This window comes from Planotetraspora kaengkrachanensis (genome assembly GCF_016862895.1).
In the GTDB taxonomy this organism is placed as follows: domain Bacteria; phylum Actinomycetota; class Actinomycetes; order Streptosporangiales; family Streptosporangiaceae; genus Planotetraspora; species Planotetraspora kaengkrachanensis.
Genome location: NZ_BONV01000005.1, coordinates 322,027 through 346,324, shown reverse-complemented (window position 1 = coordinate 346,324; position 24,298 = coordinate 322,027). Strand labels below are relative to the sequence as shown.

Annotated in this window: 21 protein-coding genes; 10 read left to right on the top strand and 11 right to left on the bottom strand. The window is 70.9% G+C overall.

Translation table 11 applies throughout. The features are described 5' to 3' along the window. Positions 1 to 253 precede the first annotated feature (253 nt). Positions 254 to 1,327, bottom strand: a complete 1,074-nt coding sequence (locus Pka01_RS09880) for a DUF3866 family protein (protein WP_203882325.1) — start codon at positions 1,325 to 1,327, stop codon at positions 254 to 256. Between the two features lie 39 nt (positions 1,328 to 1,366). On the opposite strand from Pka01_RS09880, the gene Pka01_RS09875 reads away from it, so the two are divergent. The 7 genes from Pka01_RS09875 (at position 1,367) to Pka01_RS09845 (ending at position 9,115) form a co-directional block, all read left to right on the top strand. Next, entirely contained in the window at positions 1,367 to 2,335 is a 969-nt protein-coding gene (locus tag Pka01_RS09875; RefSeq protein WP_203882324.1) for a helix-turn-helix transcriptional regulator, read from the top strand. 7 nt (positions 2,336 to 2,342) lie between these two features. Beyond that, complete coding sequence (locus tag Pka01_RS09870) at positions 2,343 to 3,296, top strand: helix-turn-helix transcriptional regulator (RefSeq protein WP_203882323.1); 954 nt, start codon at positions 2,343 to 2,345, stop codon at positions 3,294 to 3,296. A gap of 131 nt (positions 3,297 to 3,427) precedes the next feature. Continuing rightward, the gene (locus Pka01_RS09865) at positions 3,428 to 3,583 is read left to right on the top strand and encodes a hypothetical protein (RefSeq protein WP_203882322.1); all 156 of its coding nucleotides are present in this window, start codon (positions 3,428 to 3,430) and stop codon (positions 3,581 to 3,583) included. A gap of 103 nt (positions 3,584 to 3,686) precedes the next feature. Then, complete coding sequence (gene tatA / locus Pka01_RS09860; RefSeq protein WP_308442225.1) at positions 3,687 to 4,019, top strand: Sec-independent protein translocase subunit TatA; 333 nt, start codon at positions 3,687 to 3,689, stop codon at positions 4,017 to 4,019. 48 nt (positions 4,020 to 4,067) lie between these two features. Then, on the top strand, positions 4,068 to 4,943 hold the full coding sequence (tatC, locus tag Pka01_RS09855; RefSeq protein WP_203882320.1) for a twin-arginine translocase subunit TatC: 876 nt from the start codon (positions 4,068 to 4,070) through the stop codon (positions 4,941 to 4,943). 84 nt (positions 4,944 to 5,027) lie between these two features. Beyond that, on the top strand, positions 5,028 to 5,996 hold the full coding sequence (locus Pka01_RS09850; RefSeq protein WP_203882319.1) for a diacylglycerol/lipid kinase family protein: 969 nt from the start codon (positions 5,028 to 5,030) through the stop codon (positions 5,994 to 5,996). Between the two features lie 404 nt (positions 5,997 to 6,400). Next, positions 6,401 to 9,115 (top strand): DEAD/DEAH box helicase, encoded by a 2,715-nt coding sequence (locus Pka01_RS09845; RefSeq protein WP_203882318.1) that lies wholly within the window; start codon positions 6,401 to 6,403, stop codon positions 9,113 to 9,115. A gap of 108 nt (positions 9,116 to 9,223) precedes the next feature. Here Pka01_RS09845 and Pka01_RS09840 read toward each other — a convergent pair whose 3' ends face one another. Genes Pka01_RS09840 through Pka01_RS09830 form a run of 3 tightly spaced genes read right to left on the bottom strand, consistent with a single transcriptional unit; the run spans position 9,224 to position 13,077 of the window. Then, the gene (locus Pka01_RS09840; protein WP_203882317.1) at positions 9,224 to 10,666 is read right to left on the bottom strand and encodes an RNB domain-containing ribonuclease; all 1,443 of its coding nucleotides are present in this window, start codon (positions 10,664 to 10,666) and stop codon (positions 9,224 to 9,226) included. Between the two features lie 45 nt (positions 10,667 to 10,711). Then, on the bottom strand, positions 10,712 to 11,608 hold the full coding sequence (locus tag Pka01_RS09835) for a 5'-3' exonuclease (RefSeq protein WP_203882352.1): 897 nt from the start codon (positions 11,606 to 11,608) through the stop codon (positions 10,712 to 10,714). 47 nt (positions 11,609 to 11,655) lie between these two features. Then, positions 11,656 to 13,077 carry a PP2C family protein-serine/threonine phosphatase gene (locus tag Pka01_RS09830; RefSeq protein ID WP_239114860.1) on the bottom strand — a complete coding sequence of 474 codons (1,422 nt, stop codon included), beginning with the start codon at positions 13,075 to 13,077 and terminating at the stop codon, positions 11,656 to 11,658. 302 nt (positions 13,078 to 13,379) lie between these two features. Between Pka01_RS09830 and Pka01_RS09825 the strand changes: the two genes are divergently transcribed. Both Pka01_RS09825 and Pka01_RS09820 read left to right on the top strand, forming a co-directional pair. Beyond that, complete coding sequence (locus tag Pka01_RS09825; RefSeq protein ID WP_203882350.1) at positions 13,380 to 14,486, top strand: M24 family metallopeptidase; 1,107 nt, start codon at positions 13,380 to 13,382, stop codon at positions 14,484 to 14,486. Between the two features lie 145 nt (positions 14,487 to 14,631). Then, positions 14,632 to 15,783, top strand: a complete 1,152-nt coding sequence (locus tag Pka01_RS09820; protein ID WP_203882316.1) for an acyl-CoA dehydrogenase family protein — start codon at positions 14,632 to 14,634, stop codon at positions 15,781 to 15,783. 36 nt (positions 15,784 to 15,819) lie between these two features. On the opposite strand, the gene Pka01_RS09815 is transcribed toward Pka01_RS09820, so the two are convergent. After that, positions 15,820 to 16,497, bottom strand: coding sequence for an alpha/beta fold hydrolase (locus Pka01_RS09815; protein ID WP_239114868.1), 678 nt, complete (start codon positions 16,495 to 16,497; stop codon positions 15,820 to 15,822). A 164-nt stretch (positions 16,498 to 16,661) separates the two neighbouring features. Here Pka01_RS09815 and Pka01_RS09810 point away from each other — a divergent pair, with 164 nt between their 5' ends. Next, complete coding sequence (locus Pka01_RS09810) at positions 16,662 to 17,135, top strand: Lrp/AsnC family transcriptional regulator (RefSeq protein WP_203882314.1); 474 nt, start codon at positions 16,662 to 16,664, stop codon at positions 17,133 to 17,135. A 25-nt stretch (positions 17,136 to 17,160) separates the two neighbouring features. On the opposite strand, the gene Pka01_RS09805 is transcribed toward Pka01_RS09810, so the two are convergent. The 6 genes from Pka01_RS09805 to Pka01_RS09780 form a co-directional block, all read right to left on the bottom strand. Continuing rightward, positions 17,161 to 18,225, bottom strand: coding sequence for an N-acetylglucosamine kinase (locus Pka01_RS09805; RefSeq protein WP_203882313.1), 1,065 nt, complete (start codon positions 18,223 to 18,225; stop codon positions 17,161 to 17,163). Beyond that, positions 18,222 to 19,484: a 6-phospho-beta-glucosidase gene (locus Pka01_RS09800; protein WP_203882312.1), complete on the bottom strand. Its 1,263-nt coding sequence runs from the start codon at positions 19,482 to 19,484 to the stop codon at positions 18,222 to 18,224. The genes Pka01_RS09805 and Pka01_RS09800 overlap by 4 nt, the downstream gene beginning before the upstream one ends. A gap of 112 nt (positions 19,485 to 19,596) precedes the next feature. After that, the gene (locus tag Pka01_RS09795; protein ID WP_203882311.1) at positions 19,597 to 20,481 is read right to left on the bottom strand and encodes a carbohydrate ABC transporter permease; all 885 of its coding nucleotides are present in this window, start codon (positions 20,479 to 20,481) and stop codon (positions 19,597 to 19,599) included. After that, entirely contained in the window at positions 20,478 to 21,443 is a 966-nt protein-coding gene (locus tag Pka01_RS09790) for a carbohydrate ABC transporter permease (protein ID WP_203882310.1), read from the bottom strand. Before Pka01_RS09790 ends, Pka01_RS09795 begins: the two co-directional genes overlap by 4 nt. A gap of 3 nt (positions 21,444 to 21,446) precedes the next feature. Then, positions 21,447 to 22,772, bottom strand: a complete 1,326-nt coding sequence (locus Pka01_RS09785) for an extracellular solute-binding protein (protein ID WP_239114859.1) — start codon at positions 22,770 to 22,772, stop codon at positions 21,447 to 21,449. 29 nt (positions 22,773 to 22,801) lie between these two features. After that, positions 22,802 to 24,082, bottom strand: coding sequence for an ROK family transcriptional regulator (locus Pka01_RS09780; protein ID WP_203882309.1), 1,281 nt, complete (start codon positions 24,080 to 24,082; stop codon positions 22,802 to 22,804). Between the last annotated feature and the right edge of the window lie 216 nt (positions 24,083 to 24,298).

The window sequence follows — 24,298 nt, the reverse complement described above, 5'->3', positions numbered from 1 at the left end:
GCACCAGCCGGAACACTGACCGGAACACCGCCCGGAACGCCGGAGGGCCCATCAACCACCCCACGCGAACATGATCGGCGGGGGAGTGGTCACTCAGGATGAACTCCTGCGAACACGGCGGAGCCTGCCCGCGTGGTGGTGGCCGCGGCGTGAGCCGTGCCAGCCGGGACGTGCGCGGTGCCGGCCAGGGCGTGCACCTTGCCTGCAAGGGCGTGTGCGGTGCCGGCTAGGAACCGCGTGGAGGCTAGGTCAGCTAGGCCTTCAGCAGCGCTGCGGCGTGCCTTCCTGCGGCGGCGGAGGTCAGGAAGTAGGCGAGATCCTCTTCCAAGCTGCGGCCCATGGTGGACAGGCGTACGGGAGAGTCACGGAGAGCTTCATGGAGACCGTCGACCGGCACGTTCACGAGCTCGTGCCGTACCGCGAGGGCGGCCGCCTGCTCGCGCACCGTCGCGCCGAAGGAATCGGGCAGTTCCGGCACGACGACCTGGGCGGGGGCCAAGGCGACCCGGCCGTAGGCCGTGAGCGAGTGATGGGACACCCCGATGTGCCGTTCCCGTTTGTCGCCTTCGCTGACGCGGAGCGCGGCCACGGGCCGGCCCGCCAGGACGGCGGCCGCGTTCACGGCCTCGCCCGCGGAGACGCCGGAGAACCCCCACCGGGTCCCGGTGCCCAGATTGCCGGGCCCCTGGGTGACGATCGCGACGTCGGCGTTCAGCACGTGCCTGGCCGCGAGCAACCCCGTGTGAAGTGTGACCGCCTCGACGTCGCCGCCGAACGCCTGCCCGACCGTCACGACGCCGCACAGCCAGTCGCGCGACCGCAGCTCGGCACACGACATGGAGAACCAGGAGGGCAGCGCCCCGCCGTCGAGCATGACGTAGGCCACCCGTGCGTCCCGTCCGGCGGCGGCGTAGAACCCGCAGAGGATCGCGGGCAGGGCCGAGTGCAGGTCGGCGATCACGACGGGCATGCCGTCGAGCGAGTCCGCGTCCTTCAGGACCTCGTGGTACGGAGAGTCCTGCTCGTCCGCGCCGAGCACGGTGGCCTGCAGCGGGGTGTAGCGGGCCTTGACCAGGTGGCCGGGACCGGAGGGATCTTCCGGCAAACGGTCGGGAACGGCCACCACCATGGCGTAACCTCCCGTACCGAGGCCCATGGCCAGCGCGGTCGTGTTGAGAAGCACGGCGTCTCCGGGCTCCGGGCGTCCCACCAGCGAGGGGTAGGCGAGTGCCCGGCACTCTCCCTCGTCGAGGGTGACGTCCAGCTCCATGGCTCCCGGCCATTCGCGCCGGATCCTGGTCACCTCGCCCTTGCGCCATCTGATCACGCCGAAAAGGGTAGCGTTCTCGACTGGAGGGGAGGCCCGATGTCGCGGCGGAAGACCGAGCGGCTGCTCAATCTGGTGATCTGCCTGCTCGCGACGCGGCGGCCGCTGAGCGCCGAGCAGATCCGGCACGCCGTCCCCGGGTACGACCCGGAGAACGACGAGGCCTTCCAGCGGATGTTCGAGCGGGACAAGACCGAGTTGCGTGAGATCGGCATCCCCATCGAGGTCCACCGGGACCCGTGGGAGGACGATCCCGGCTACCGGATCGTACGGCAGGCCTACGAGCTTCCCGAGATCACCCTCGAGCCGGACGAGGCCGCTGTCATCGGCCTCGCGGCCCAGGTGTGGCAGCGGGCCAGTCTCGCGGAGGCGGCCAGCGGCGCGCTGATCAAGCTCCAGGCGGCGGGAGCCCCCGCCGACCTGGCCGACAGCCCGCTCGAGGTCAGGGTGGACACCCGCGACCCCGCCTTCCCCGCGCTCTGGGAGGCCGTACGGGACCGCCGGGCGGTCACCTTCGCCTACCGGTCGGCGGGCAGCGAGTCCGTCCTCACCCGGGTCGTCGAGCCCTGGGGGGTGGTGAGCCGGGGCGGCCGTTGGTACGCCGTCGGCCACGACCGTGATCGGAACGCCCCCCGGGTGTTCCGGCTGAGCCGGATCACCGGTCCGGTGTCGCCCGTGGGACGGCCGGGTGCCGTCACCGTCCCCGAGGGCGTGGATCTGCGCTCCATGGTCGGCTTCCAGGAGGCGCCCAACGAGAGGATCGCCCTGATCAAGGTGCGGCAGGGCACGTGCGCGGGTCTCCGGCACGCGGCCCGGGCGGTGCGTACGGGGCAGGGCGAGTGGGACGAGGCGGAGGTCACTTTCGCCGATCCCGAACGGCTGGCCGGGTGGATCGCCAGCCTCGGCCCTGACGCCGAGGTCATCGATCCTCCCGACGCCCGGGAGGCCGTGATCCGCCGTCTGAAGGGCGCTTTCCAGACGGCCGGCGACCCGAACTGCGAGAGGTGAGCGTTCGATGAGTTCCGACCGGCTGCCGAGGCTGCTCGCGCTCGTGCCGTACCTGATGTCGCATCCGGGTGCGGAGGTGCCGGAGGTGGCGCGGCTGTTCGGCCTGTCCGAGAAGCAGCTCATCGACGATCTCCAGCTCGTGTGGATGTGCGGCCTGCCGGGACACACCCCTGGCGACCTGATCGACGTGTCGTGGGACGGCGGCGAGATCACGATCGAGAACGCCGACACGATCGCCCGGCCGCTGAAACTGGGCGTGGACGAGGCGAGCGCCCTGCTCGTCGCGCTGCGCATGCTCGACGAACTGCCCGAGTTCGAAGGCCGCGACGTGCTGGCCCGTGTGATCGCGAAGCTGGAGCAGGCGGCCGGCGACGGCGCGGCCACGGTCAGCAGCCAGGTTCAGGTCGAGGTCGGCGCCGCCCCCGGGGCGCACTCGGTGATCGCCGACGCGATCCGCAGGGGCAGGCGGCTGTCCCTGCGCTACTACGTGCCGGGGCGCGACGAGATCACTCCCCGTGAGGTCGACCCGCTGCGGATCGTCATGGTCGACGGCCGCCACTACCTCGAGGGCTGGTGCTACCGGGCCGAGGCCATGCGGATGTTCCGGCTCGACAGGATCCTCGACGTGGAGGTCCTCGAGGTGGCCGCCGATCCGCCGGCGGAGGCCGAGCCGATGGACGTCACCGCGGGCGTCTTCCGCCCCTCCGACAGCGATGAGCTGGTCGAGCTCGAGCTCACCGCCGCGGGCCGCTGGGTCGCCGAGTACTACCCCTGCGAGGAGGTCGTCGAGCTCGGAGAGGGCCGCCTGCGGGTCTCGCTCCGTGCGCGCGACCAGTCCTGGCTCGTACGGCTCGCGCTGCGGCTGGGCGACAGCGGGCGGGTCTCCTCGCCGGTGTCGCTGGCCGACCGCGTCAGGGAGACGGCCAAACTGGCGCTCGCCAATTACGACTCCGTGGCCTGACGCAGCCTGACGCCGCCTCACGCAGCCCCACCCCGCCCGGCCGCCCACGTCACAACTTGGCCTCACCCGCGGGGGTCACGGTCTGGAGGCGGTGCGCCCGCGGGAGGGGAAGGCCGGTTAGCATGGCGGGCATGTTCTGGATCTTCGCGGCGGTGGGCCTCGGGGTGGCGGGGCTCGTCGTGCTGGGATTCCTGTCCGTTCGGGTCCTCGTCGCCGCACGTGGGCTGACCCGGGAAATCGACCGCAGCCGGCAGCGTCTGGCGTCCTCGTCCGATCGTCCTCGGTGAATTCCACATGGCCATCGGCACAATCGAGGCCGGGCGCGGGTAACACTGCCGCCAGTAGCGCGTACGATCGGTCTTGAGGAACGACCCCTGCGCTTAAGGAAACATGATGGCTGGACTCGGTGCGCCTGAGCTGATCATTATCGGTGTGGTTCTGATCTTGCTGTTCGGCGCCAAGAAGCTGCCGGACACGGCGAGGGCTCTTGGGCAGTCGCTGCGGCTGTTCAAGAAGGAGACGACCAGCATGCGGGAGGACGGCGAGCCGGTGGTCGTCAAGGCCGAGCCCGTGCCCCCGCAGCAGGTCACCGCGGCCGCCCCGTCGGTCGAGGATCGTCTGCGCCTCCTGGAGGAGGAGAACCGCCGGCTCAAGGCCACTTCTGAGCCCACGGTGAACGGCGCGCCCGTCGCGCAGCCGCAGAACGACCAGAGGTCCAGCTGATCGTCAGGGCCTGCCCTTGGCCCCCACCCCCGGAGCAGGATCACTGACATGGCGCTGCTGAAGCGGTCGAGCCCGAAGGCTCCTACCGACGACGACGGCCGGATGTCGCTCATGGACCATGTCCGTGAGCTGCGTAACCGGGTAGTCAAGATACTCTTGGCTGTGATCGCGGGCACGGCGGTCGGGTTCGTCTTCTTCGACCCGATCTGGCGGTTCATGACCGGGCCGTTCTGCCGGCTGCCGGCGGCCTACAAGATCACCAGCGGTGAAAGCTGCACTCTTGTGGTCAACGGCGTCCTGGACGGTTTCTTCATCAACCTCAAGGTCGCGATGATCTTCGGCGCGGTCGTGAGCGCGCCGATCTGGCTCTACCAGATCTGGGCCTTCGTCACGCCCGGGCTCTACCAGAACGAGCGGCGTTACTCGCTGGGCTTCCTCGGCCTGGCGGTTCCGCTGTTCGCCGCCGGTGCCGCGCTGGCCTATCTCACGATGGACCGAGGGCTCGCCCTCCTGTTCAGCTTCGTGCCCAGCAACGCGATCCCGCTCATCAACGTGGACGACTACCTCGGGTTCCTCATCCTGATGCTCGTCGTCTTCGGCGTCTCGTTCCTGATGCCGCTGCTCATGGTGTTCCTCAACGTCATCGGCGTGCTGAGGTACTCGCTGGTGTCCAAGCACCAGCGGATGATCATCTTCCTGCTGTTCGTCTTCGCCGCGGTGGCGACGCCCAGCCAGGACCCGTTCACCATGCTGGCCCTCTCGGCGCCCATGGTGGTGCTGTTCTTCGTCGCGGAGATCTTCATGTACTTCCACGACAAGAAGAAGGACGCGGCCGAAGCGGAGCGGTTGCGGGCACTCGAAGAGGAACTCGACGGCCCGTCGACGCCCTCGGACTCTGTGGATTCGGTCGACACCAGGGAGTAGCCCCCGGGAATCCGGCGCGCGGAGGCTGTCACAGAACGGCAGCGGGGACTGTTGCGCGCCGCGTTCCTGGAATAGGTTCCGGACATGTCCGGAGAGATCGTCGTCCTGGTGAACCCCGCCGCCCGGGGCGGCCGCACGATGCGACTGCTGGACCCCGTCGTCCAGCGGTTGCGGGCGGGCGGGCGTCCCGTGTCGGTGATCGTCGGCACGTCGCCGGAGGACTCCCTCGAGCGTGCCCGCGCCATCGTCGCGGACGGCCCGCAGGCGCTCGTCGCCTTCGGGGGTGACGGGCTGGTCCACCTGGCCCTGCAGGCGGTCGCGGGAACCGACGTGCCCCTCGGCATCATCCCTGCGGGCACGGGCAACGACATCGCCGGCGCCCTGGGGATCGCCCGCCGCGATCCGATGGCCGCCGCCGACGTCGTGACCGCCGGCCGCCATCGGGTGATCGACGCGGCCAGGCTGGGCGCCGCCAAAGGCATGGGCGAAGGCCAAGGCGACGATGACAGCGACGGCGGTGGCACCGGCGGGGGTGAGTGGTTCGCCGGCGTCATGGCCTGCGGGTTCGACTCCCGCGTCAACGAACGGGCCAACGAGATGACCAGCCCGCCCGGCATGGCCAAATACGTGGTCGCGCTCATGCGCGAACTGCGCTCCTGGGCGCCGATCCCCTTCAGGATCACGCTGGACGGCGAGGCCGTCGAACAGGAGGCCGTGCTGGTCGCCGTGGCCAACACCTCCTCGTACGGTGCGGGCATGCGGGTGTGCCCCGACGCCCGCCCCGACGACGGCCTGCTCGACGTGCTGACCCTCGGTGCGATGTCCCGGGGGGAGTTCCTCCGTACGTTTCCCCGCGTTTACCGGGGCAGCCACCTCAGCCATCCCGCTGTGACCGTCAGGCGCGCCAGGAGCGTGACGCTGGAGGCGCCCGACGTGGTGGCCTACGCCGACGGAGAGCGGGTGGGCGCCGCCCCGGTGTCGTGCACCGTCGTGCCCGGCGCCCTCCGTGTCCTCGTCCCGGCCGCATTCGAACCAAATATCGACTTGGTATGATCATCGGGTGAGCGGCGGCCTGAGGGAGTGCGAGAACTCGCGGGTCATTCGCGTGTTCGGCCCCCGGCGCCGCAGTCGGCGGGCGCCGGCTGCGGTGTCACGTGAACCGGCCCCCGGGCCCTACGACCTGCGGGCGCGGCTTGCCGCCGGACCTCTGGCGCCCCTGTGGTACACGTTGCGAGGGGAGAGCACCCACGATCTCGCCGGTGCCGGAGCGGGCCGACGATGTCCGTCCGCCGCGATTCGATCCGCCGGCGGACGGATTCGACGATTACGGCGCGTGGTGACGGGCGGTCCGGAATCCCCATATCGGTAGGGTTGACCCATGGATGAGCGGACCGAACGAGACGACGGAGAAGGACAGTCCCGGAAAGCTCGAACGAGCCGCTAGTCGAGGAGAGAGTATGAGCACGCCAGCGGAACGCTACGCCGCATTCCGCCAGGAGCAGACCGAACAGGGGCCTGCTCTCGCCTCGTTCCGCGGACTGTACGACTTCGACCTGGACGAGTTCCAGCTCGACGCCTGCCAGGCGCTCGAAGCGGGAGACGGAGTCCTGGTGGCGGCCCCCACGGGGTCGGGCAAGACCGTCGTCGGCGAGTTCGCCGTCCACCTGGCCTTGGAGCAGGGCCGCAAGTGCTTCTACACGACGCCGATCAAGGCTCTGTCGAACCAGAAGTTCAACGACCTCGTCAGGCGGTACGGCGCGACCAAGGTCGGCCTGCTCACCGGTGACAACAGCGTCAACGGCGAGGCGCCGATCGTGGTCATGACCACCGAGGTCCTGCGCAACATGCTCTACGCGGGCTCGCCCACGCTGGCGGGCCTCGGTTATGTCGTGATGGACGAGGTGCACTACCTCGCCGACCGGTTCCGCGGCGCCGTCTGGGAAGAGGTGATCATCCACCTGCCCGAGTCGGTCCGGGTGGCCGCCCTGTCCGCGACCGTCAGCAACGCCGAGGAGTTCGGCGAGTGGCTCGGCGAGGTCAGGGGCGACACCACGGTGATCGTCGACGAGGTCCGGCCCGTGCCGCTGTGGCAGCACCTGATGGTGGGCAGCCGGCTGTACGACCTGTTCGTCAACGAGGGCGACGACACCCTGCGGATCAACCCGACGGTCATGCGGATCTCCCGTGACGAGATGCGGCTCGCGCAGATGCGGGGCAAGCGCGGGTACACCAGGCCGGGACGGGGCAACGGCTCCAGCAGGTCGGACGTGATCGAGAAGCTCGACGCCGAAGGCCTGCTGCCGGCGATCACGTTCATCTTCTCCCGGGCCGGCTGCGACGCCGCGGTCATGCAGTGCCTCACCGCGGGACTCCGGCTGACCTCGGACACCGAGCGGCACGAGATCCGCCAGATCGTCGACGAGCGGACCGCGCACCTGCCCGACGAGGACCTGGCCGTCCTGGGTTACCTGGAGTGGCGCGACTGCCTCGAACGCGGCCTCGCGGCCCACCACGCCGGCATGCTCCCCGCGTTCAAGGAGGTCGTGGAGGAGCTGTTCACCAAGGGGCTGGTCAAGGCCGTGTTCGCGACCGAGACCCTGGCGCTGGGCATCAACATGCCGGCCAGGTCGGTCGTGATCGAGAAGCTCGACAAGTGGAACGGCGAGACGCACGCCGACCTGACCCCGGGCGAGTACACCCAGCTCACCGGGCGGGCCGGCCGGCGGGGCATCGACGTCGAGGGTCACGCCGTCGTCCTGTGGCAGCCGGGCATGGACCCGCTGAGCGTGGCCGGGCTCGCCAGCACCCGCACCTACCCGCTGCGGTCGAGCTTCCAGCCGTCGTACAACATGGCGGTCAACCTGGTCGGGCAGGTCGGCCGGGAGCGTGCGCGGACCCTGCTCGAGGACTCCTTCGCCCAGTTCCAGGCCGACCGGGCGGTCGTCGGGCTGGCCCGGCAGCTCCGCAAGGCGGAGCAGGCGCTCGAAGGCTACGCCGAGGCGATGACCTGCCATCTCGGCGACTTCCAGGAGTACGCGGGGCTGCGCCGCCGCCTCTCCGACCGGGAGGCGGAGCTGTCCCGCCAGCGCGGCGCGGCCAGGAGGGCGCAGGCCGTGCAGTCGCTGGAGGCGCTCAAGCCCGGTGACGTCATCCGCGTGCCCGGAGGACGGCGGGCGGGCCTCGCCGTCGTCCTGGACCCGGGGACGAGCATGCGCGGCGAGGGGCCGTCGCCGCTGGTGCTGACCATCGGCAAGCAGGTGAAGAAGTTATCGCCCGCGGACTTCCCCGTGCCGGTCGAGCCCGTCGACACGATCCGGATCCCGAAGAACTTCAACGCCCGGTCGCCCAAGGAGCGGGCGAACCTGGTCTCCACGATGCACGCCAAGCTCGGTGATCGCGACCTGGGCAAGCCCGCCAGGGCGCGCGACCACACGACCGAGGACGAGGAGATCAGCCGCCTGCGGGTCGAACTGCGCCGGCATCCGTGCCACGGCTGTGACGAGCGGGAGGATCACGCGCGCTGGGGGGAGCGCTACCACAAGCTGTACCGGGAGACCGAAGCGCTCAGGCGCCGGGTCGAGGGCCGCTCGCACGTGATCGCCCGCACCTTCGACAAGGTGTGCGGTGTGCTCGACCAGCTCGGATACCTCGAAGACGAGAGCGTCACCGAGGAGGGCAGGCGCCTCGCCAAGCTCTACACCGAGCTCGACCTGCTCACCGCGGAGTGCCTGCGTTCCGGAGTCTGGGAGGGTCTCGACCCGGCCGAACTCGCCGCCTGCGTGTCGTCGCTGGTCTACGAGTCGCGGCAGTCCGACGACGCCCGCAGTCCGAAGATCCCCGCGGGGTCGGCCAAGGAGGCGCTGGCCGCGATGATCCGGCTGTGGGGCGAGCTCGAGGGCATCGAGCAGGACCACGGGTTGTCCTTCATCAGGGAGCCCGACCTCGGCTTCGCCTGGTCGGCGTTCCGCTGGGCCCGGGGTCACTCCCTCGACGCGGTGCTGACCGACGGTGACATGGCCGCCGGCGACTTCGTCCGCTGGATCAAGCAGCTGCTCGACCTGCTCGCGCAGCTCAAGGACGCCGCGCCGAAGGGGAGCAAGGTCCGCGCGAACGCGGTGAAGGCGATCGACGCCATGCGCCGCGGCGTGGTCGCGTACTCCTCGGTGTCGTGACGGTGCTCGTGACCGTGCCGGGTGCCGAGACGGTGCTCGTGAAGGTGCTAGTGACGGTGCTAGTGACGGTGCTAGTGACGGTGCTAGTGACGGGGCTCGAGGCGGGACTCAGGCGAGGGCGAACCTGACCTCGCGGGTGGCCGGGTCGGCTCGCGTGAGCCGTACCCGGACCCGCTCGCCGAGGGGCAGCTGTTCACCGTCGCAGCGGGCGACGACGGCGGGGTCGGTCACCTGCACCTGCCCGCCCGGCCTGCCCTCGTCGACGTCGATGACGACGGCGTCGAACGACTGTCCGAGGCGGCGGCTCAGCACGGTCGCCTCGACCAGGTCGACGCATGCCCGCTCGACCGCGCCCGCGCGCCTGCCCGCGACGGCCATCTGCTCGGGCAGCACGGACAGGGCCTCCCTGACCTGCTCGGGCACCGGTTCGCCCGCCGCGACGGCCACGCACACCTCGGTGGCGTAGCGGTCGACGAGGCGGCGCAGCGGCGCCGTCACGTGCGCGTACGGCGCGGCCACGGCGGAGTGCCCGGTGACCGGGGGCGGAGAGCCGTCGAAGGCGGCGTACGCGGCCCCCCGGAGCAGGATCGTCGACTCCCGGAGGAACGCGGCGTGGCCGGGGACCTGGGGATCGAGATCGTGGACGACGTCTCCGTACGACGCGTCCTCGGGCCAGGGGACGCCGAGCGCGGCCGCCACACGGCGGGCCTTCACGAGGTCCCGCGGCGCCGGCGGGGGCAGCACGCGCAGCACCCCGATTCCGGCGTCGAGCATCAACTGCGCCGCCGACATGCCGGTGAGCAGGGAGATCTGGGCGTTCCACGCCTCGCAGGGAAGGGTGGCGCGGAACTCGAGCGCGTAGCCGTCGCCGTCGTGGACGACCTCCTGCTCGGGGGTCGGCAGGCTGACTCCGCCTCGCTCCCGCTCGAGGGCGAGCCGCAGCGGGCCCACCTCGGAGAGCAGCTTGAGGGTGCCCTCCGCCCTGCCGGCGTCGACGGCCGCCTGCACGGTGGCATAGTCGAGCCGCTCGCGGCTGCGCACCATCGCGCGCCGCAGGTCGACGCCGACCAGTTCGCCGTCGGAGTCGAGATCGACGCACCACAGCGCCGCGGGGCGGGCCTGGCCGGGCAACAGGCTGGCCGCGCCCTCGGACAGGACCGTGGGGTGCAGCGGCACACGGGAGTCGGGCAGGTACACGGTCTCGCCCCGGGTCCTCGCCTCCAGGTCCATCGCCCCACCTGGGCGGACGAATGCGGCGACGTCGGCGATGGCGTACCACACCCGGTAGCCGCCCGGCCGCTTCTCGATGCACAGGGCCTGGTCGAGATCCATCGATCCCGGTGGGTCGATGGTGACGAACGGCAGGTCGGTGCGGTCCTCATCGGGGACGGCCAGGCTCCGCGCTGCCTTGTCCGCCTCGTCCAGGACGGCCGGCGGGAAGGCCTGGGGCAGGCCGAACTCGTGGCGGATGCGGGCCAGGCCGGTCGCGAGGCCGGCGCCGTCGGGCTTTCCCGCCTGCTCGCCGGTGAGGCGGATGGTCGTGTGCGGCACGCGGTCAACCTACTCCTGAGCGGCCCGTGCGCGCAGTGGCCGGCGTCACCGGTCGGCGAGCGTGGCCAGAAGCCGGTTGAGGGGGCCGTCGAGGCCGTACCGGTCGGCGAGGGCGACCAGGCGCTCGGGATCCCGCGGCTTGGCCGGGCAGGTCAGGTCGACGTCGGGGACGGGCGCGTCGCGGGCGACCTCGACCACCCCCGGCGCGACGGCCAGATAGTCGCGGGCCGCCGCGAGCTTGGTGCGCGCCCCCGCGGGGAAGCCGTCGGTCACGCCGGCGTCGAGCGCGGTCAGCAGGGCCGTGAGCGAGCCGAAGCGGGTGATCAGGGCGGCGGCGGTCTTCTCGCCGATCCCGGAAACGCCGGGAAGGCCGTCGCTGGGGTCGCCGCGCAGCGTGGCGAAATCGGCGTACGCCTGGCCCGGGATGCCGTACTTGTCGGCGACAAAAGCCTCATCGACCATTTGAAGGTTACGAATGCCCCTTACTGTGTAAAGGGCTCGGCACGGTTTCGCGTCGTCGACGAGCTGGAAGAGGTCGCGGTCGCCGGTGACGATGTCGACCGCGCCGGACGCCCTGGTCGCAAGCGTGCCGATGACGTCGTCGGCCTCATACCCGGGGACGCCGATCCTGGCGATGCCGAGCGCGTCGAGGACGTCCTCGATGACCGGCACCTGAGGCACCAGGGTGTCCGGCACGGTCTCCTCGTTGCCGGAGGCCACCCGGTGGGCCTTGTACGTCGGGATTGCGGCCACCCGGAACGCCGGCCGCCAGTCGGCGTCCATGCAGGCGACGAGCTCGGTGGGCGAATGTTGCCGGACCAGAGTGGCGATCATGTCGATGAGCCCGCGGACCGCGTTGACGGGCATGCCGTCGGGCGCGGTCATCGACTCCGGGATGCCGTAGTAGGCGCGGAAGTAGAGAGACGGGGTGTCGAGAAGCATCAGCACCCGTCCATTGTCACGCCTCCGTCACGCCCCGCGCCCGCGATCTACTCGAGGACGTCGACGGCGAGGAGGCACGTGTCGTCCTCCGGGTTGGGGCCGCCGATCTCCTCGATCAGGCCGTCGAGGCCGGCGTCGAGGCCGTCGCCGTGCCGGGCGATCGCCCCGGCCGCCTTGAGGGTCAGGGCGAGCCCTTCGCTGATGTCGCGCGAACGCCGCTCGATCAGGCCGTCGGTGAACATCAGCAGCAGGTCGCCCGGTTCCAGCCGGATCTCCGCCACGCCGTACGGCTGGCCGGAGACGGCCCCGAGGACGACTCCGTGCGGCGGCGTGAGCTGCTCGGCGACGCCGTGCCGTACGAGGATGGGGGCGAGGTGGCCGGCCTGGGCCCAGGTGAACAGCCGGGTCGGCGGGTCGAAGTAGCCGCAGACCACGGTGGCCGTGGTGTCGTCGAGCCGGTTCAGCACGAGCGCGTTGAGCCACGCGAGCAGCAGATCGGGCGAGGCGGTGGTCATGGTCAGCCCGACCAGCGCGTGCCGCAGCTGGGCCATCTCCGCCATGGCGGGCAGCCCGTGGCCGGAGACGTCGCCCACCGCGAGGAACATCCGCCCGCCGGGCAGCGGGGCGGCCTCGTACCAGTCGCCGCCGAGGCTCGCCGACTTCTCGGCGGGGACGTAGCGCACCGAGATCCGCGCGTAGGGCAGGGAGATGGACGCGCCGGGCTGGGGGAGGATCGCGTCGCGCAGCGCCAGCGTCACGTGGCGCTCCTCCTCGGCCAGCTCACGCACCTCGAGCAACTGCCGCTGGGACTCGGCCACGATCCGCTCGGCCTCGCGCCGCGCGGTGATGTCCTGGATGACGCCGTGGACCATCGTGGCCGCGGGTTCGAGGACCACCCGCAGGTTCCGGACGCCGTCGTCGCCCCGGACGCGGAACTCCGCGTGGACGGGTTCGCCGCTCCCGGCGCCTGGGTCGTCGACCCGGTCGACGACCCGGGAGACCACGCCGGCGAGGGCCGGCCGGTCGGCGGGCTCGGCCAGCGCGGGCAGGTCGTCGAGGCGGACGGGGCCCTGTGCCGTGTTCCTTCCGAAGATCGCGTACATGTGCTCGGACCAGGAGGTCTCACCCGTGACGAGGTCCCACTGGCTCCAGCCGATGCCGCCCAGCCGCTGGGCGTGCGCGAGCTGCTCGGGAGAGGGCGCCGCGGGAGGCGGCACGGAAGGGGGCACGGAAGGGGGCACGGAAGGGGGCACGGAAGAGGGCACGGCCGGACGGTCGGCCCGCCGCGGGGAACGAGGCGGCTCGGGCGCGTCGCCGAAGCCGTCGATCCTCCCGTCCGCCCTCCCGTCCGCCAGGCCGTTCATGACGTCGCCGATGGCGCTGTCGAGTGCGGCGCAGGGCAGGGCGCCGGTGTCGCGGCCGTCCGCGGGAGGGAGGGGCGGCTGTGGGCCGCCCGCTACGCCGACCATGTGACTCGCTCTCGAAAATGCTAATCAATAATTCTGATCAAAAGTGCTGATCACGGTGCTGATTAACGTGCTAATTAGGGACATTCTGGATGCGGACAGTAAGCGTCCTAGCGCGGAGCGTAGCAGTACGTGCGACCGCTCGGGTGAGGTTTTTTTCTACGCGGTAGGAGAAGAGCCATGGGGCGCCGGAAGCGCGCCGGCCGAGCGGACCCGGTGCCCGCTGTAGGCGGTGGCCTGTCGCTCCGCCGACCCGGGAGACCCGGGGGCCCTCTCCGGCTCGTTAGATTGGGCCCGTGACAACGATGCCCACTGACCTGTATCCCGTGACCCGCCTGGCCGAGGTCCGCGAGGCCACCGAGCGCTCCGGGCTCGGCGCGCTGCTGCTGACGCCCGGTCCCGACCTGCGCTACGTGACCGGATATGAGGCGATGCCGCTGGAGCGGCTGACCTGCCTCGCCGTTCCCGCCTCCGGGGAGCCCTTCCTCATGGTCCCCCGCCTGGAGCTCGCGGCCGCCGAGCACTCGCCCGCGGCGCGGCTCGGGATCGAGTTCGTCCCGTGGGACGAGACCGATGATCCGTACGCCCAGGTGGCCGCCCGGCTGGGCGCGGTCTCCTCGGTCGGACTGGCGGACCGGATGTGGGCGATGCAGTCGCTGAGGTTCCGCGACGCGATGCCCGGCGCCGAGCAGAGGCTGGCCGGGAGCGTGCTGCGCGAGCTGCGCATGCGCAAGTCCCCCGCGGAGGCGGCCGCGCTCGCCGAGGCGGGAGCGGCGATCGACTCTGTGCACAATCTGGTCCCGGGCTTCCTCAAGGCGGGCCGCACCGAGCGTGAGGTCGGCAAGGACATCGCGGAGGCCATCATCGCCGCGGGTCACGAGCGCGTCGACTTCGTGATCGTCGGCTCCGGGCCGAACGGCGCGAGCCCCCACCACGAGCTGTCCGACCGGGTCATCCAGGCGGGCGAGCCCGTGGTCGTCGACATCGGCGGAATGATGCCGAGCGGGTACTGCTCCGACTCGACCCGGGTCTACTGCGTGGGCGAGGCGCCCGCCGAGTTCGTCGCCTACTACGCGGTGCTCAAGCGCGCGCAGGAGGCGGCATGCGCCCATGTGCGGCCGGGCGTCACGTGCGAGTCCGTCGACGCGGCCGCGCGCGAGGTGATCGAGGAGGCCGGCTTCGGCGACCGCTTCATCCACCGGACCGGCCACGGGATCGGCCTGGAGACCCACGAGGAGCCCTACATCGTCTCCGGCAACACCGAGCTCATCGAGCCGGGATTCGCGTTCTCCGTCGAGCCGGGCATCTACCTGCCCGGCCGCCACGGGGCGCGGATCGAGGACATCGTCATCTGCGGCGAGACGGAGGGGCGGCTGCTGAACAACACGACCAGGGAACTCGTGATCGTCTGAAGTTCTCCCGCGTGATGCTCGTATGACAGGTCTGTCCAACGGGTGCGGCAAGGTGTAACAATCAGGGCGGCCGGCGATCCCGGCCGCCCTTTGTTTTCGACCTGTTCTGCGACAGCCGTACCCCACCGGGTAGGAGAGCATTGCGATGAGCGTCGACCGTATTCTGCCCACGCCCGAGGCCCACGACCTGCTCGATCTCGTTCGTGAGCTGGCCGCCAAGGAGGTCGCGCCGCGAGCTGCGGCCGATGAGGCGGCGGGCCGGTTCCCTCGTGACCTGTTCACCCTGCTGGGGTCGGCCGGACTGCTCGGCCTGCCGTACGCCGAGGAGTACGGCGGGGGAGCCCAGCCGTACGAGGTGTACCTCCAGGTGATCGAGGAACTGGCCGGAGCCTGGCTGGCCGTGGGGCTGGGCGTCTCCGTGCACACGCTGTCGTGCTTCCCCGTGTCGGCGTACGGCGGCGCCGGGCAGCGGGCGGAGCTGATGCCCTCGCTGATCGGCGGGGAGCTGCTGGGGGCCTACTGCCTGTCGGAGCCCCAGTCGGGGTCGGACGCTGCCGCGCTGACCACCCGCGCGGAGCAGGACGCCGACGGATACCTGGTCGACGGGGTCAAGGCGTGGATCACCCACGGCGGAGTGGCGGACTTCTACACGCTGATGGCGCGGACGTCAGGGGAGGGCGCGAGGGGCGTGTCCTGCTTCCACGTCCCCGCGGGTCTCGACGGGCTGTCCTACGGCGTCCCCGAGCGGAAGATGGGCATGCGGTCCTCCCCGACCGCCCAGGTGCGGTTCGACGGCGTGCGGCTCCCGCCGGAGTCCCTGATCGGCTCGCCCGGGCAGGGGTTCCGCATCGCCCTGGCCGCGCTGGACGGCGGGCGGCTCGGCATCGCGGCGTGCGCGGTCGGCGTGGCCCAGGCCGCCTTCGACGCCGCCTCCGGCTACGCGCGCGAACGCCGCCAGTTCGGTTCCCGCCTGGTGGACTTCCAGGGCCTCGGCTTCATGCTGGCGGACATGGCCACCTCGATCGCCGCGGCGCGGTCCCTGTACCTGGAGGCGGCGCGGCTGCGCGACGCGGGCCGTCCGTACGGCACGCGGGCGGCGATGGCGAAGCTGTACGCCACCGACATGTGCATGAAGGTCACCACGGACGCGGTCCAGGTGCTCGGCGGCTACGGGTACGTCGAGGACTTCCCGGTCGAGCGGCACATGCGGGAGGCCAAGGTCCTGCAGATCGTCGAGGGGACCAACCAGATCCAGCGACTGGTGATCAGCCGGGCGGTCGCCCGGGGCGACGCCTGAGAGGCGCCTCGGGCGCCTATCGGGCGCCCAGGGGGCTCAGCTGCTCAGGAAGGCGGTGACGGCCGCGAGGAACTCCTCTGGCCGGTTGCCGTGGATCTCGTGCCCGCCGCCGACGGTGACGAGCCTGGCGCCGGGGATCCGCGCGGCCAGCTCTGTCACGTCGGTTTGCGGGATGTGGCTCGCCGGGCCTCCGGCCAGGGCCAGCGTCGGCGCGGTGATCGCGGCGAGGCCGTCCAGCCAGGCCGGGTCGGGATCGCGCCGCTGCCGGGTGGTCTGCTCCACCATCTCCCAGTCGTACGGCAGGGCCCCCTCGGGTCGCTCGGGAACCTGGACGCCCGCGGGCCACGGGGCGGGCACGTCCTCGAGGATCAGGCGGCCGACCATCGCGGGGCGCTCCTGCGCGACCAGGCAGGCGACCAGGCCGCCCAGGGAGTGGCCGATCAGGGTCGCCGGTGTCCCCAGCCCCTCGAGCAGGCCGATGACGTCGTCGCGCATCGCCTCCAGCCGGTAGGAGCCCGGCCATTCGCTGCGTCCGTGGCCGCGCAGGTCGGGTGCGAGGACCCGCCACGCCCCGGCGAGGCCGCCGGCGACGGCCTCCCAGTCGGTGTGGTCGAACCCGCGCCCGTGTAGGAGCACCACCGGCGGCGCCCCGTGGTCGCCCGCCGTGCCGTACGCGAGGCGGATCCCGTTCACATCGGCGACGTTCGTCATCATCACCCGGCAATCATGCATCCCGCCGGGTTCGCGGTGCTTCCGGGTTCACTGTCAGCGTCAACCCGTATTCATCCCTGTTCATCCGTATTCCACGGGTTGGGATGGAATCATGCCGTGACCACTTACGGACACGGCGTGGTTTCCGCGGCACTACCGTTGCAGGGGTGGAAGAGATCGATCGCCGAATCGTGACGCTGCTGGCGACGGACGGCCGGATGAGCTTCACCGATCTGGCCAAGGAGACCGGGCTGTCGGTCTCGGCCGTGCACCAGCGGGTCCGCAGGCTGGAGAAGCGCGGAGTGATCCACGGCTACCGGGCCCTGGTGAACTACGACGAGATCGGCCTTCCCCTGACGGCGTTCGTATCGATCAAGCCGAACGACCCCGCCGCGCCGGACGACGCGCCGGAGCGGCTCAGTCATCTCGACGCCATCGAGGCGTGCCACAGCGTGGCGGGCGAGGAGAGCTACATCCTCAAGGTCCGCGTGGCCTCGCCGCTCGCGCTCGAGGAGTTGCTGCAGCAGATCAGGGCTTCGGCCAACGTCAGCACGCGCACCACGGTCGTTCTCAGCACCCCCTACGACTACCGTTCGCCGGGCACGGACGCCGGCGTGGACGACGGGGACGCCGAGCGCTGAGCCGCGCGGCGCCCCCGCCGGATCTTCAGCCCGCCTGAGCGGGCACGGGCGGGCCGATCTCCTCGTCCTCCCGCGCCGAGCCGAGGAAGTACTCGCGCACCCGCTCCCGCGCCTCGGCGGAGGCGCCCAGCCGGTCGAGGCCCAGCAACGCCGCTCCGACGATGGGCGGCACGTCCGCGACGACGAGGCGGGCGTGGGGCGCCTGCTCGGCGTAGCGCCGCGCGATGAGCGACATCAGCAGCTCGTCGCCCGCCGTCAGGACGCCGCCGCCGAGCACGACCTCACACGGCCCGCCGAGGAGGTCGAGCCGCCGCATCGCGACCACCCCGAGCACGGCGATCTCGTCGGCCAGCCGCTCCACCAGGGACCGCGCGACCGCGTCGTGACGGGCCGCCGCGAGCAGGGGCGGCACCAGAGCGTGCAGCCGTGCGATCGGCAAGTCGCCGAAGTGCAGCCCCACGACGGCCTGCTCGACCGTGGCCGTGCCGAAACACCTGCGCACGACGTCGGTCAGGACCGTGGCGGGTCCACGGCCGTCCTCGGCGCGCACGGCATGCCACAGGGCCTCCTCGCCGAGCCCGAAGCCGCCGCCCCAGTCGCCGCTGAGGCGGCCGAGCGCGGGGAACCGGGCGACGCCGCCGGAGGGGGACACGCCCACGGCGTTGATCCCCGCACCGCACACCACGGCCACGCCCCAGGCCGTGGCGGCTCCGGCTCGCAGCAGGGCGAAGGTGTCGTTGCCGACGACCGCGTCCCTGCCGTACCCCCGGGCCAGCAGCTCGTCGCGGAGCCGCTCCTCCTCGATCGGCAGGTCGGCTCCCGCGACGTAGGCCGCGATGTGGTCGGCGTACGGCGGATCGGCGGGAGTCCCGGCGTTCCTGAGTGCCTGCCGTACGGTGTCGCCCACCACATCGATGGCGGCCGCGACGCCCGCGCTCTGCGGGATGAAGGCCGCGCCGCGGCCGGTCGCGAGCACGGCGCCGTCCTCGCGGACCAGGGCCACGTCGGTCTTGCTGTTGCCTCCGTCGACCGCGAGGATCGTGCGGAGCCGCTGATCCGAGGCTCCGGCGGTGCCCTCGGTAGGGGTCACCGGGACTCCGCCCAGGGCAGGAACGCGCGGTTGGCGTCGATCAGGCGCCGCGCGAGGTCGCCCGACAGCGAGGCCTGGCCGATCAGCGGGTGGCACAGCAGGGCGTCCTTCACCAGCTCCTCGCCGCCCCGGACGGCCGCGTCGATGGCCAGCGTCTCGTACGCCGAGACGTGGCCGATCAGGCCGCGGTAGAGCGGCTCGACCGGAGCGACGGGCAGCGGCGTGGCTCCGTGCGCGCCGATGGTGGCGGGCACCTCGATGACGGCGTCGTCGTCGAGGAACGGCAGCGTCCCGTCGTTGCGGGTGTTCACCACCTGGACGTCCCCGCGGTCGTTGACCAGGGAGGCGATCAGCGCGACCGCCGCCTCGGAGTAGAAGGCGCCGCCCCGCTTCTCCAGCAGCTCGGGCTTGGTGTCGACGGTCGGGTCGCCGTACATGTCCAGGAGGGTGGCCTCCATGGCGGCGACCTCGGCGGCCCTGGTCGGCTTGGTGCGCTGCTCTTCGACGACGAGGTCGTGCTCGTAGAAGTACCTGAGGTAGTAGGACGGGATGACGCCCAGGTGGCGGAGCAGCTCGACCGGCAGGCCGACGCTGCCGGCGATCTCCTCGCCGTGTTCGTCGAGGATCCTCGGCAGCACGTCGACGCCGTCGAGCTCGACCGAGCGCTCCCAGGTGAGATGGTTGAGCCCGACGTGGCCGAGGGAGATCCGGTCGGGGGTGACGCCCAGACCGGCGGCGAAGCGGCGCTGGAAGCCGATCGCCACGTTGCACAGGCCGATGGCGCGGTGACCGGCGTCGAGCAGCGCCTTGGTCACGATGCCGACGGGGTTGGTGAAGTCCACGATCCAGGCGCCGGGCGCGTGCTGACGCACCTTCTCGGCGATGTCGAGCACGATGGGGACGGTACGCAGGGCCTTGGCCAGCCCGCCCGCGCCCGTGGTCTCCTGCCCGATGCAGCCGCACTCGAGCGGGAGCGTCTCGTCCACGTTCCTGGCGGCCTGGCCGCCGACGCGCAGCTGGAGCAGGACGGCTCCCGCGCCCGCGACGCCCTCCTCGACCACGGTGGTCGTGCTCACCTTGGCCGGGTGGCCCGCGCGGGCCAGCATGCGCCTGGCCATCCCGCCGACGAGCTCCAGGCGGCGCTCATCGGGGTCGACCAGGGTGATCTCCGACAGGGGCAGTTCGTCGCGCAGGCGGGCGAAACCGTCGATCAGTTCCGGTGTGTAGGTGGAACCGCCCCCGACAACGGCGAGTTTCATATGGTGTCTGGCGCCCCGGCCTCGTAGCCGGCCGGGACGCCATCCTCCTTCCAGGATTCGAGACGTGTGACGATGTGTGGCTGCGGACCTGTTCGCGGGCCCGCTCGCGGACCTATTTGACGCCCGTCAGCTTCACTCCCTCGATGAAGACCTTCTGGGCGAAGAAGAACACGACGATCACGGGGGCCATCGCCAGGATGGTCGCGGCCATGGTGAGGTTCCACTGGGTGGCGTGCTGCGATTTGAAGGCCGCCAGCCCCAGGGACAGGGTCCAGTGACTCTGGTCGGTTCCCGCGTACAGCAGGGGGCCGTAGTAGTCGTTCCAGCAGAAGAAGAACTGGAACAGGCCCACCGCGGCGATGGCCGGCCGCGCCATCGGGAGGATCACCCTGATGAGCGTACGGAACTCGCCGCACCCGTCGACCCTGGCCGCGTCGGAGTACTCCCGCGGGATCGTCACCAGGAACTGGCGGAGCAGGAAGATCGAGAACGCGTCCCCGAGGAGCATCGGGATGATCAGCGGCCACAGCGTGCCGGTCAGGTGGAAGCGCGCCCAGATGAGGTAGATGGGCACGGCGACGACCTGCGGAGGCAGCATCATCGTTGTGATGACCAGCAGGAACGCCAGTTTCCTGCCGCGGAAGCGGAACTTCGCCAGCGCGTACGCCACGGGGATCGACGACACGAGCATGAACGCGGTGGCGAGCACCGAATACATGATCGTGTTGCTGATCCAGGTCAGCAGCGGAGCCTTCTCGAAGATGTCCGCGAAGTTGTTCCAGTGCCAGGTCGCCGGCCACAACTGCGACGTGAGCGCCTGGCGGTTGCTCATGAACGCCGTCAGGACGATGAAGACCAGCGGTCCCAGGAACATGATCGACAAGGCGACGGCGATCGCGTGCTTGGCGATCCAGTAGAGCAGCGCCCGGCCCCGGGGAGAGCGGGTGCTCGCCGCGGGTCGCCGGACGATCGTCTCGGGCGCGACGGTCGCGGTCATGCCTCCTCCTCCGCGAAGCCCCGGAACTGCCGCAGCAGGATCAGGGTGAAGATCATCGAGACGACGAACAGGATCAGCGCGAGGACGCAGGCGTAGCCCATGGCGAAGTCACGGAAACCCTGCTGGAACAGCCACTCGGGGAAGGTCAGCGTCGACCCGTCGGGGTACCCGGGGGTGAACACCGAGCCCGCCGAGTCGGTCGCGCCCGAGGCCACCCGCGCCGCCACCATCGCCTGGGTGAAGTACTGCAGGGTCTGGATGACCCCGGTCACCGCGGCGAACATCAACACCGGCCGGATGACCGGCAGGGTGATCCGCGTGAACTGCTGCCACGCGCTCGCCCCGTCGAGCGCGGCGGCCTCGTAGAGCTGTTTCGGCACGTCGAGGAGGGCGGCCATGAAGATGACCATCAGGTCGCCCACGGACCACAGCGCGAGCAGCGTGAGGCCCCACTTCGACCACGCGGGGTCGCCGAACCAGTCTGGCGACTGGATGCCGACCGCGCCCAGGATCGCCTGGACCGGGCCGGTGCCCGGGTTGAGCAGATAGACGAAGCCGAGCGTCCCCGCCACCACGGGCACGAGCGACGGCAGGTAGAAGATCGTCCGGAAGACCCCGGCGCCGGCCTTGAGCTTGGTGATCAGCTGGGCCACGCCGAGGCCGAACAGGACCCGCAGCGGGACCATCACCACGACCAGCCAGAGCGTGTTCTTGATCGAGGTCCAGGCGGCGTCGTCCCGCAGGAAGTACTTCCAGTTGAGCAGCCCGACGGGCTCCAGCGTGAACATGTCATAGCGCTGGAAGGAGAAGTACACCGTGGAGATCAGGGGGTAGGCGAAGAACACGCTGAAGCCCACGATCCACGGGGAGAGGTAGAGCAGCGCGCGGAGGTTGGCGCGGCGCCGTTCCCTGGAGCGGAACGGCGCCGCCTTCCCCCGACGCCCGAGCGTCGCGGTCGCCATCGATCAGTCGCCCGCCGTGAGCTTCAGCTTCTCGTTGATCGTCTTGTCCACGTCGGCGAGGAGCGCGTTCAGGTCCGGCGCCCGGCCCGACTCCCACTTGATCTGGGCCTCCTGCAGCGTCTGCTGGTTGAAGGCCGAGTTGATGTGAGCGGGCAGCGTGGTGCTGTTCGGGTTGGCGAAGATGTCGAGGAAGGTCTGGAAGTTCGGGTCCTTCTTCAGCTCGGGCGACTGCAGCGCGGGCAGCGTGCTCGGCACGTTGCGGATCGCGTTGGACAGCGTGACCAGGGCGTTCGTGTCGGTGGTCAGGTACTTGACCAGGTCCCAGGCCGCCTCGGGGTTCTTGGCGCCGCGCGGGATGCCGATGACCGTGCCGGCGATGAAGCCCGCGCCGTAGCGCTGCGCCTGGTCGTCGGCGACCGGCATGGGTGCGGTGCCGTAGTCGAGGTCCGGGGCGTCAGAGGCGATCATGGCGTTGCGCCACTCACCGTCGACGGCCATCGCGACCTGGCCCTTGTTGAACGGGTTGTCCGCCGACCACTCGTCGCCGAAGCTCTTGCGGAACTTCTCGATCTTGTCGTAGCCGTACCAGTCGGTGAGGTCCTTCTGCCAGGTCATCAGCGTCTTCCACTGGGGGTCCGCGCCGATCGCCGAGGTGCCGTCCGGGTTGGTCCACTTCGCGCCGACCATCACGCCGGTGTGGATGGGCGCGTTCTCGTACATCTGGCTGGTGGGGACGAAGCCGGCGACCTTGATGTCGCCCTTGGAGTCCTTGACCGTGAGCTTCTTGGCCAGGTCGGCGAGCTCGCTCAGGGTCTTGGGCGGCTCGTTCCCCTGCATCAGCTTCTTGTTGTAGTAGAGCCCGTAGGTGTCGGCCAGCATCGGCATCACGCACCGCTTGCCGGCGTACTGCGTGTACTCGTCGATGACCTTCGGGAACAACGTGCCCGCGTCGATCTTGCTGGCGCTCAGGTACGGATTCAGGTCCTGGAAGATGTTGGCCTTGCAGAACTGGGCCACGCTGTCGGTCGTGAACGACAGGGCCACGTCGGGCGGGTTGCCGCCGCGGACCGACTGGATGATCTGGTCGTCCTGGACCGCCTTGGTGGCGTTGACGGTGATCCAGGGGTACTGCTTCTTGAAGCCTTCGAGAGTGTCCTGGAAGGCCTTGAGCTCGTTGTCGGCGCTGAAGCCGTGCCAGAACTGGATGGTGACCGGCTCGTGGCTGGTGGCGCTCGCGTTTATCTTCGGCGCGCTCGTCTCCGTGCCGGCCGTACAGGCGGTCATCAGGAACAGGCCGGCCGCGGCCGACAGGACCAGCAGTCGTTTCACGGGGATGCCTCCCAGGTGCGTGGTGGATGTCAGGAGGGGATGGATGGGTTCCTGCGGTCGGGCTCGCCGCGGGTCCGGTCATGCGGTTCGCGCCGGGAAGTTGTCTCGGGACGGTGGACCGCCCCGAAGGTCTCGTCTCTGGCGATGCCGAGGGCGAGGTCGAGGGCACCGGCGAGGACGGGGTTGCCCTCCACGGTGGACAGCCGCAGAGGCGGCCGGGGGATGGTGAGGGCGTGCAGCTCCTGCTCGATGAGCTCCCGCAGGACCTCGCCGCCGGACAGCAGCACGCCGCCCGACAGGACGACGATCTCGGGGTCGACGACGGCCGTGATCGCGGCCAGGCCCACCGCGAGGCGGCCGGCGAGCTCGCGCAGCGCCTCGCGCGCCTTCTCCGCCTGCGCGCCGCCGCCCTCGACCGCCGTCACCGCGTTGCCCACGGCCGCGGCGGGCGTCGCCCCGCGCAGGCCGTGCGCCCGCAGGGTCCTGAGTACGGCTGGGCCGCCGGAAAGGGCCTGGAAGCCGTGGTCGGCCCGCTTGCCGACGTCCCGTGCGGTCGGCGCGCCGAGGACCGGCATGTATCCGACCTCGCCGGCGCCGCCCGTCGCGCCCCTGTGCAGCCTGCCGCCGAGCACCAGGGCGGAGCCGAGGCCCTCGTCGGCCCACAGCAGCACGTAGTCCTGGTGGCCCTGGGCGGCTCCGCGCACCTGCTCGGCCTGCGCCACCAGGTTCACGTCGTTCTCGATGTCGACCGGCACGCCGATGCCGTCGCGCAGGGTGCCCACGAGGTCGGGGATGTGCCAGCCGGGGATGTGGGCGGCGTAGCCCAGCCGCCCGGTCGAGGGGTCGATCGCGCCCCCGATGCCGATCACCACCCGGGTGAGGCCCGCGATGTCCAGCCCGGCGTCCGCGCAGGCCCCCGCGAGCGAGGCGCGGACCCGCTCGACGACGTCTCCCGCGGTGCGCCCGGGGGTCGCCAGCCGGTGCTCTGCGACGACCGTGCCGGTGATGTCGGCCAGGACCACGTCGATCCGGCCGGGGGTGACGTCCAGGGCGGCCACGTGCGCCGCGCCGGGGTTGATCCGGTACAGCTCGGCGGTGCGGCCGGGAAGCCCTTCGCGGATGCCGTCGAGGACGACGAGGCCCGCCTCCTGGAGGCGGGCCAGCAACTGGGAGGCGGTCGGCTTGGACAGGCCGGTCAGCGCGCCGAGTTCGGGTCGGGTGAGGGGCCCGCGCTCCAGGAGGACCATCAGCGCGGCCCGGTCGTTGATGGCGCGCAGAAGGCTCGGCGTCCCAGGTGTGGGCTGGCTCAACGGCACGTCCTTCCGCGGCGAGTTAGGAAAGTTTCCTAACTTGGGGAAGGACGGTAAGTAATCGTGTTCACGCACGTCAAGACCCCGTAAGTCCTCGAAATCGACTCGTGACCGTATTCACCCCTTTTCCGTTGCCCGCCCGCCAAGGGGGTGATCATGCATGGGTTCGGGGACGCACCCCGCGACCAGCCCCTCCCCTCGCCGTGATCATGCACA

Bases quoted from the DNA above. Each gene is read 5' to 3' on its own strand.
- tatC (WP_203882320.1), top strand. From the start codon at position 4,068: ATGGCGCTGCTGAAGCGGTCGAGCCCGAAGGCTCCTACCGACGACGAC.
- Pka01_RS09790 (WP_203882310.1), bottom strand. From the start codon at position 21,443: ATGGCGACCGCGACGCTCGGGCGTCGGGGGAAGGCGGCGCCGTTCCGC.
- Pka01_RS09820 (WP_203882316.1), top strand. From the start codon at position 14,632: ATGAGCGTCGACCGTATTCTGCCCACGCCCGAGGCCCACGACCTGCTC.
- Pka01_RS09815 (WP_239114868.1), bottom strand. From the start codon at position 16,497: ATGATGACGAACGTCGCCGATGTGAACGGGATCCGCCTCGCGTACGGC.
- Pka01_RS09825 (WP_203882350.1), top strand. From the start codon at position 13,380: ATGCCCACTGACCTGTATCCCGTGACCCGCCTGGCCGAGGTCCGCGAG.
- tatA (WP_308442225.1), top strand. From the start codon at position 3,687: ATGATGGCTGGACTCGGTGCGCCTGAGCTGATCATTATCGGTGTGGTT.
- Pka01_RS09845 (WP_203882318.1), top strand. From the start codon at position 6,401: ATGAGCACGCCAGCGGAACGCTACGCCGCATTCCGCCAGGAGCAGACC.
- Pka01_RS09850 (WP_203882319.1), top strand. From the start codon at position 5,028: ATGTCCGGAGAGATCGTCGTCCTGGTGAACCCCGCCGCCCGGGGCGGC.
- Pka01_RS09875 (WP_203882324.1), top strand. From the start codon at position 1,367: ATGTCGCGGCGGAAGACCGAGCGGCTGCTCAATCTGGTGATCTGCCTG.
- Pka01_RS09795 (WP_203882311.1), bottom strand. From the start codon at position 20,481: ATGACCGCGACCGTCGCGCCCGAGACGATCGTCCGGCGACCCGCGGCG.
- Pka01_RS09865 (WP_203882322.1), top strand. From the start codon at position 3,428: ATGTTCTGGATCTTCGCGGCGGTGGGCCTCGGGGTGGCGGGGCTCGTC.
- Pka01_RS09830 (WP_239114860.1), bottom strand. From the start codon at position 13,077: ATGGTCGGCGTAGCGGGCGGCCCACAGCCGCCCCTCCCTCCCGCGGAC.
- Pka01_RS09800 (WP_203882312.1), bottom strand. From the start codon at position 19,484: ATGAAACTCGCCGTTGTCGGGGGCGGTTCCACCTACACACCGGAACTG.
- Pka01_RS09835 (WP_203882352.1), bottom strand. From the start codon at position 11,608: ATGCTTCTCGACACCCCGTCTCTCTACTTCCGCGCCTACTACGGCATC.
- Pka01_RS09870 (WP_203882323.1), top strand. From the start codon at position 2,343: ATGAGTTCCGACCGGCTGCCGAGGCTGCTCGCGCTCGTGCCGTACCTG.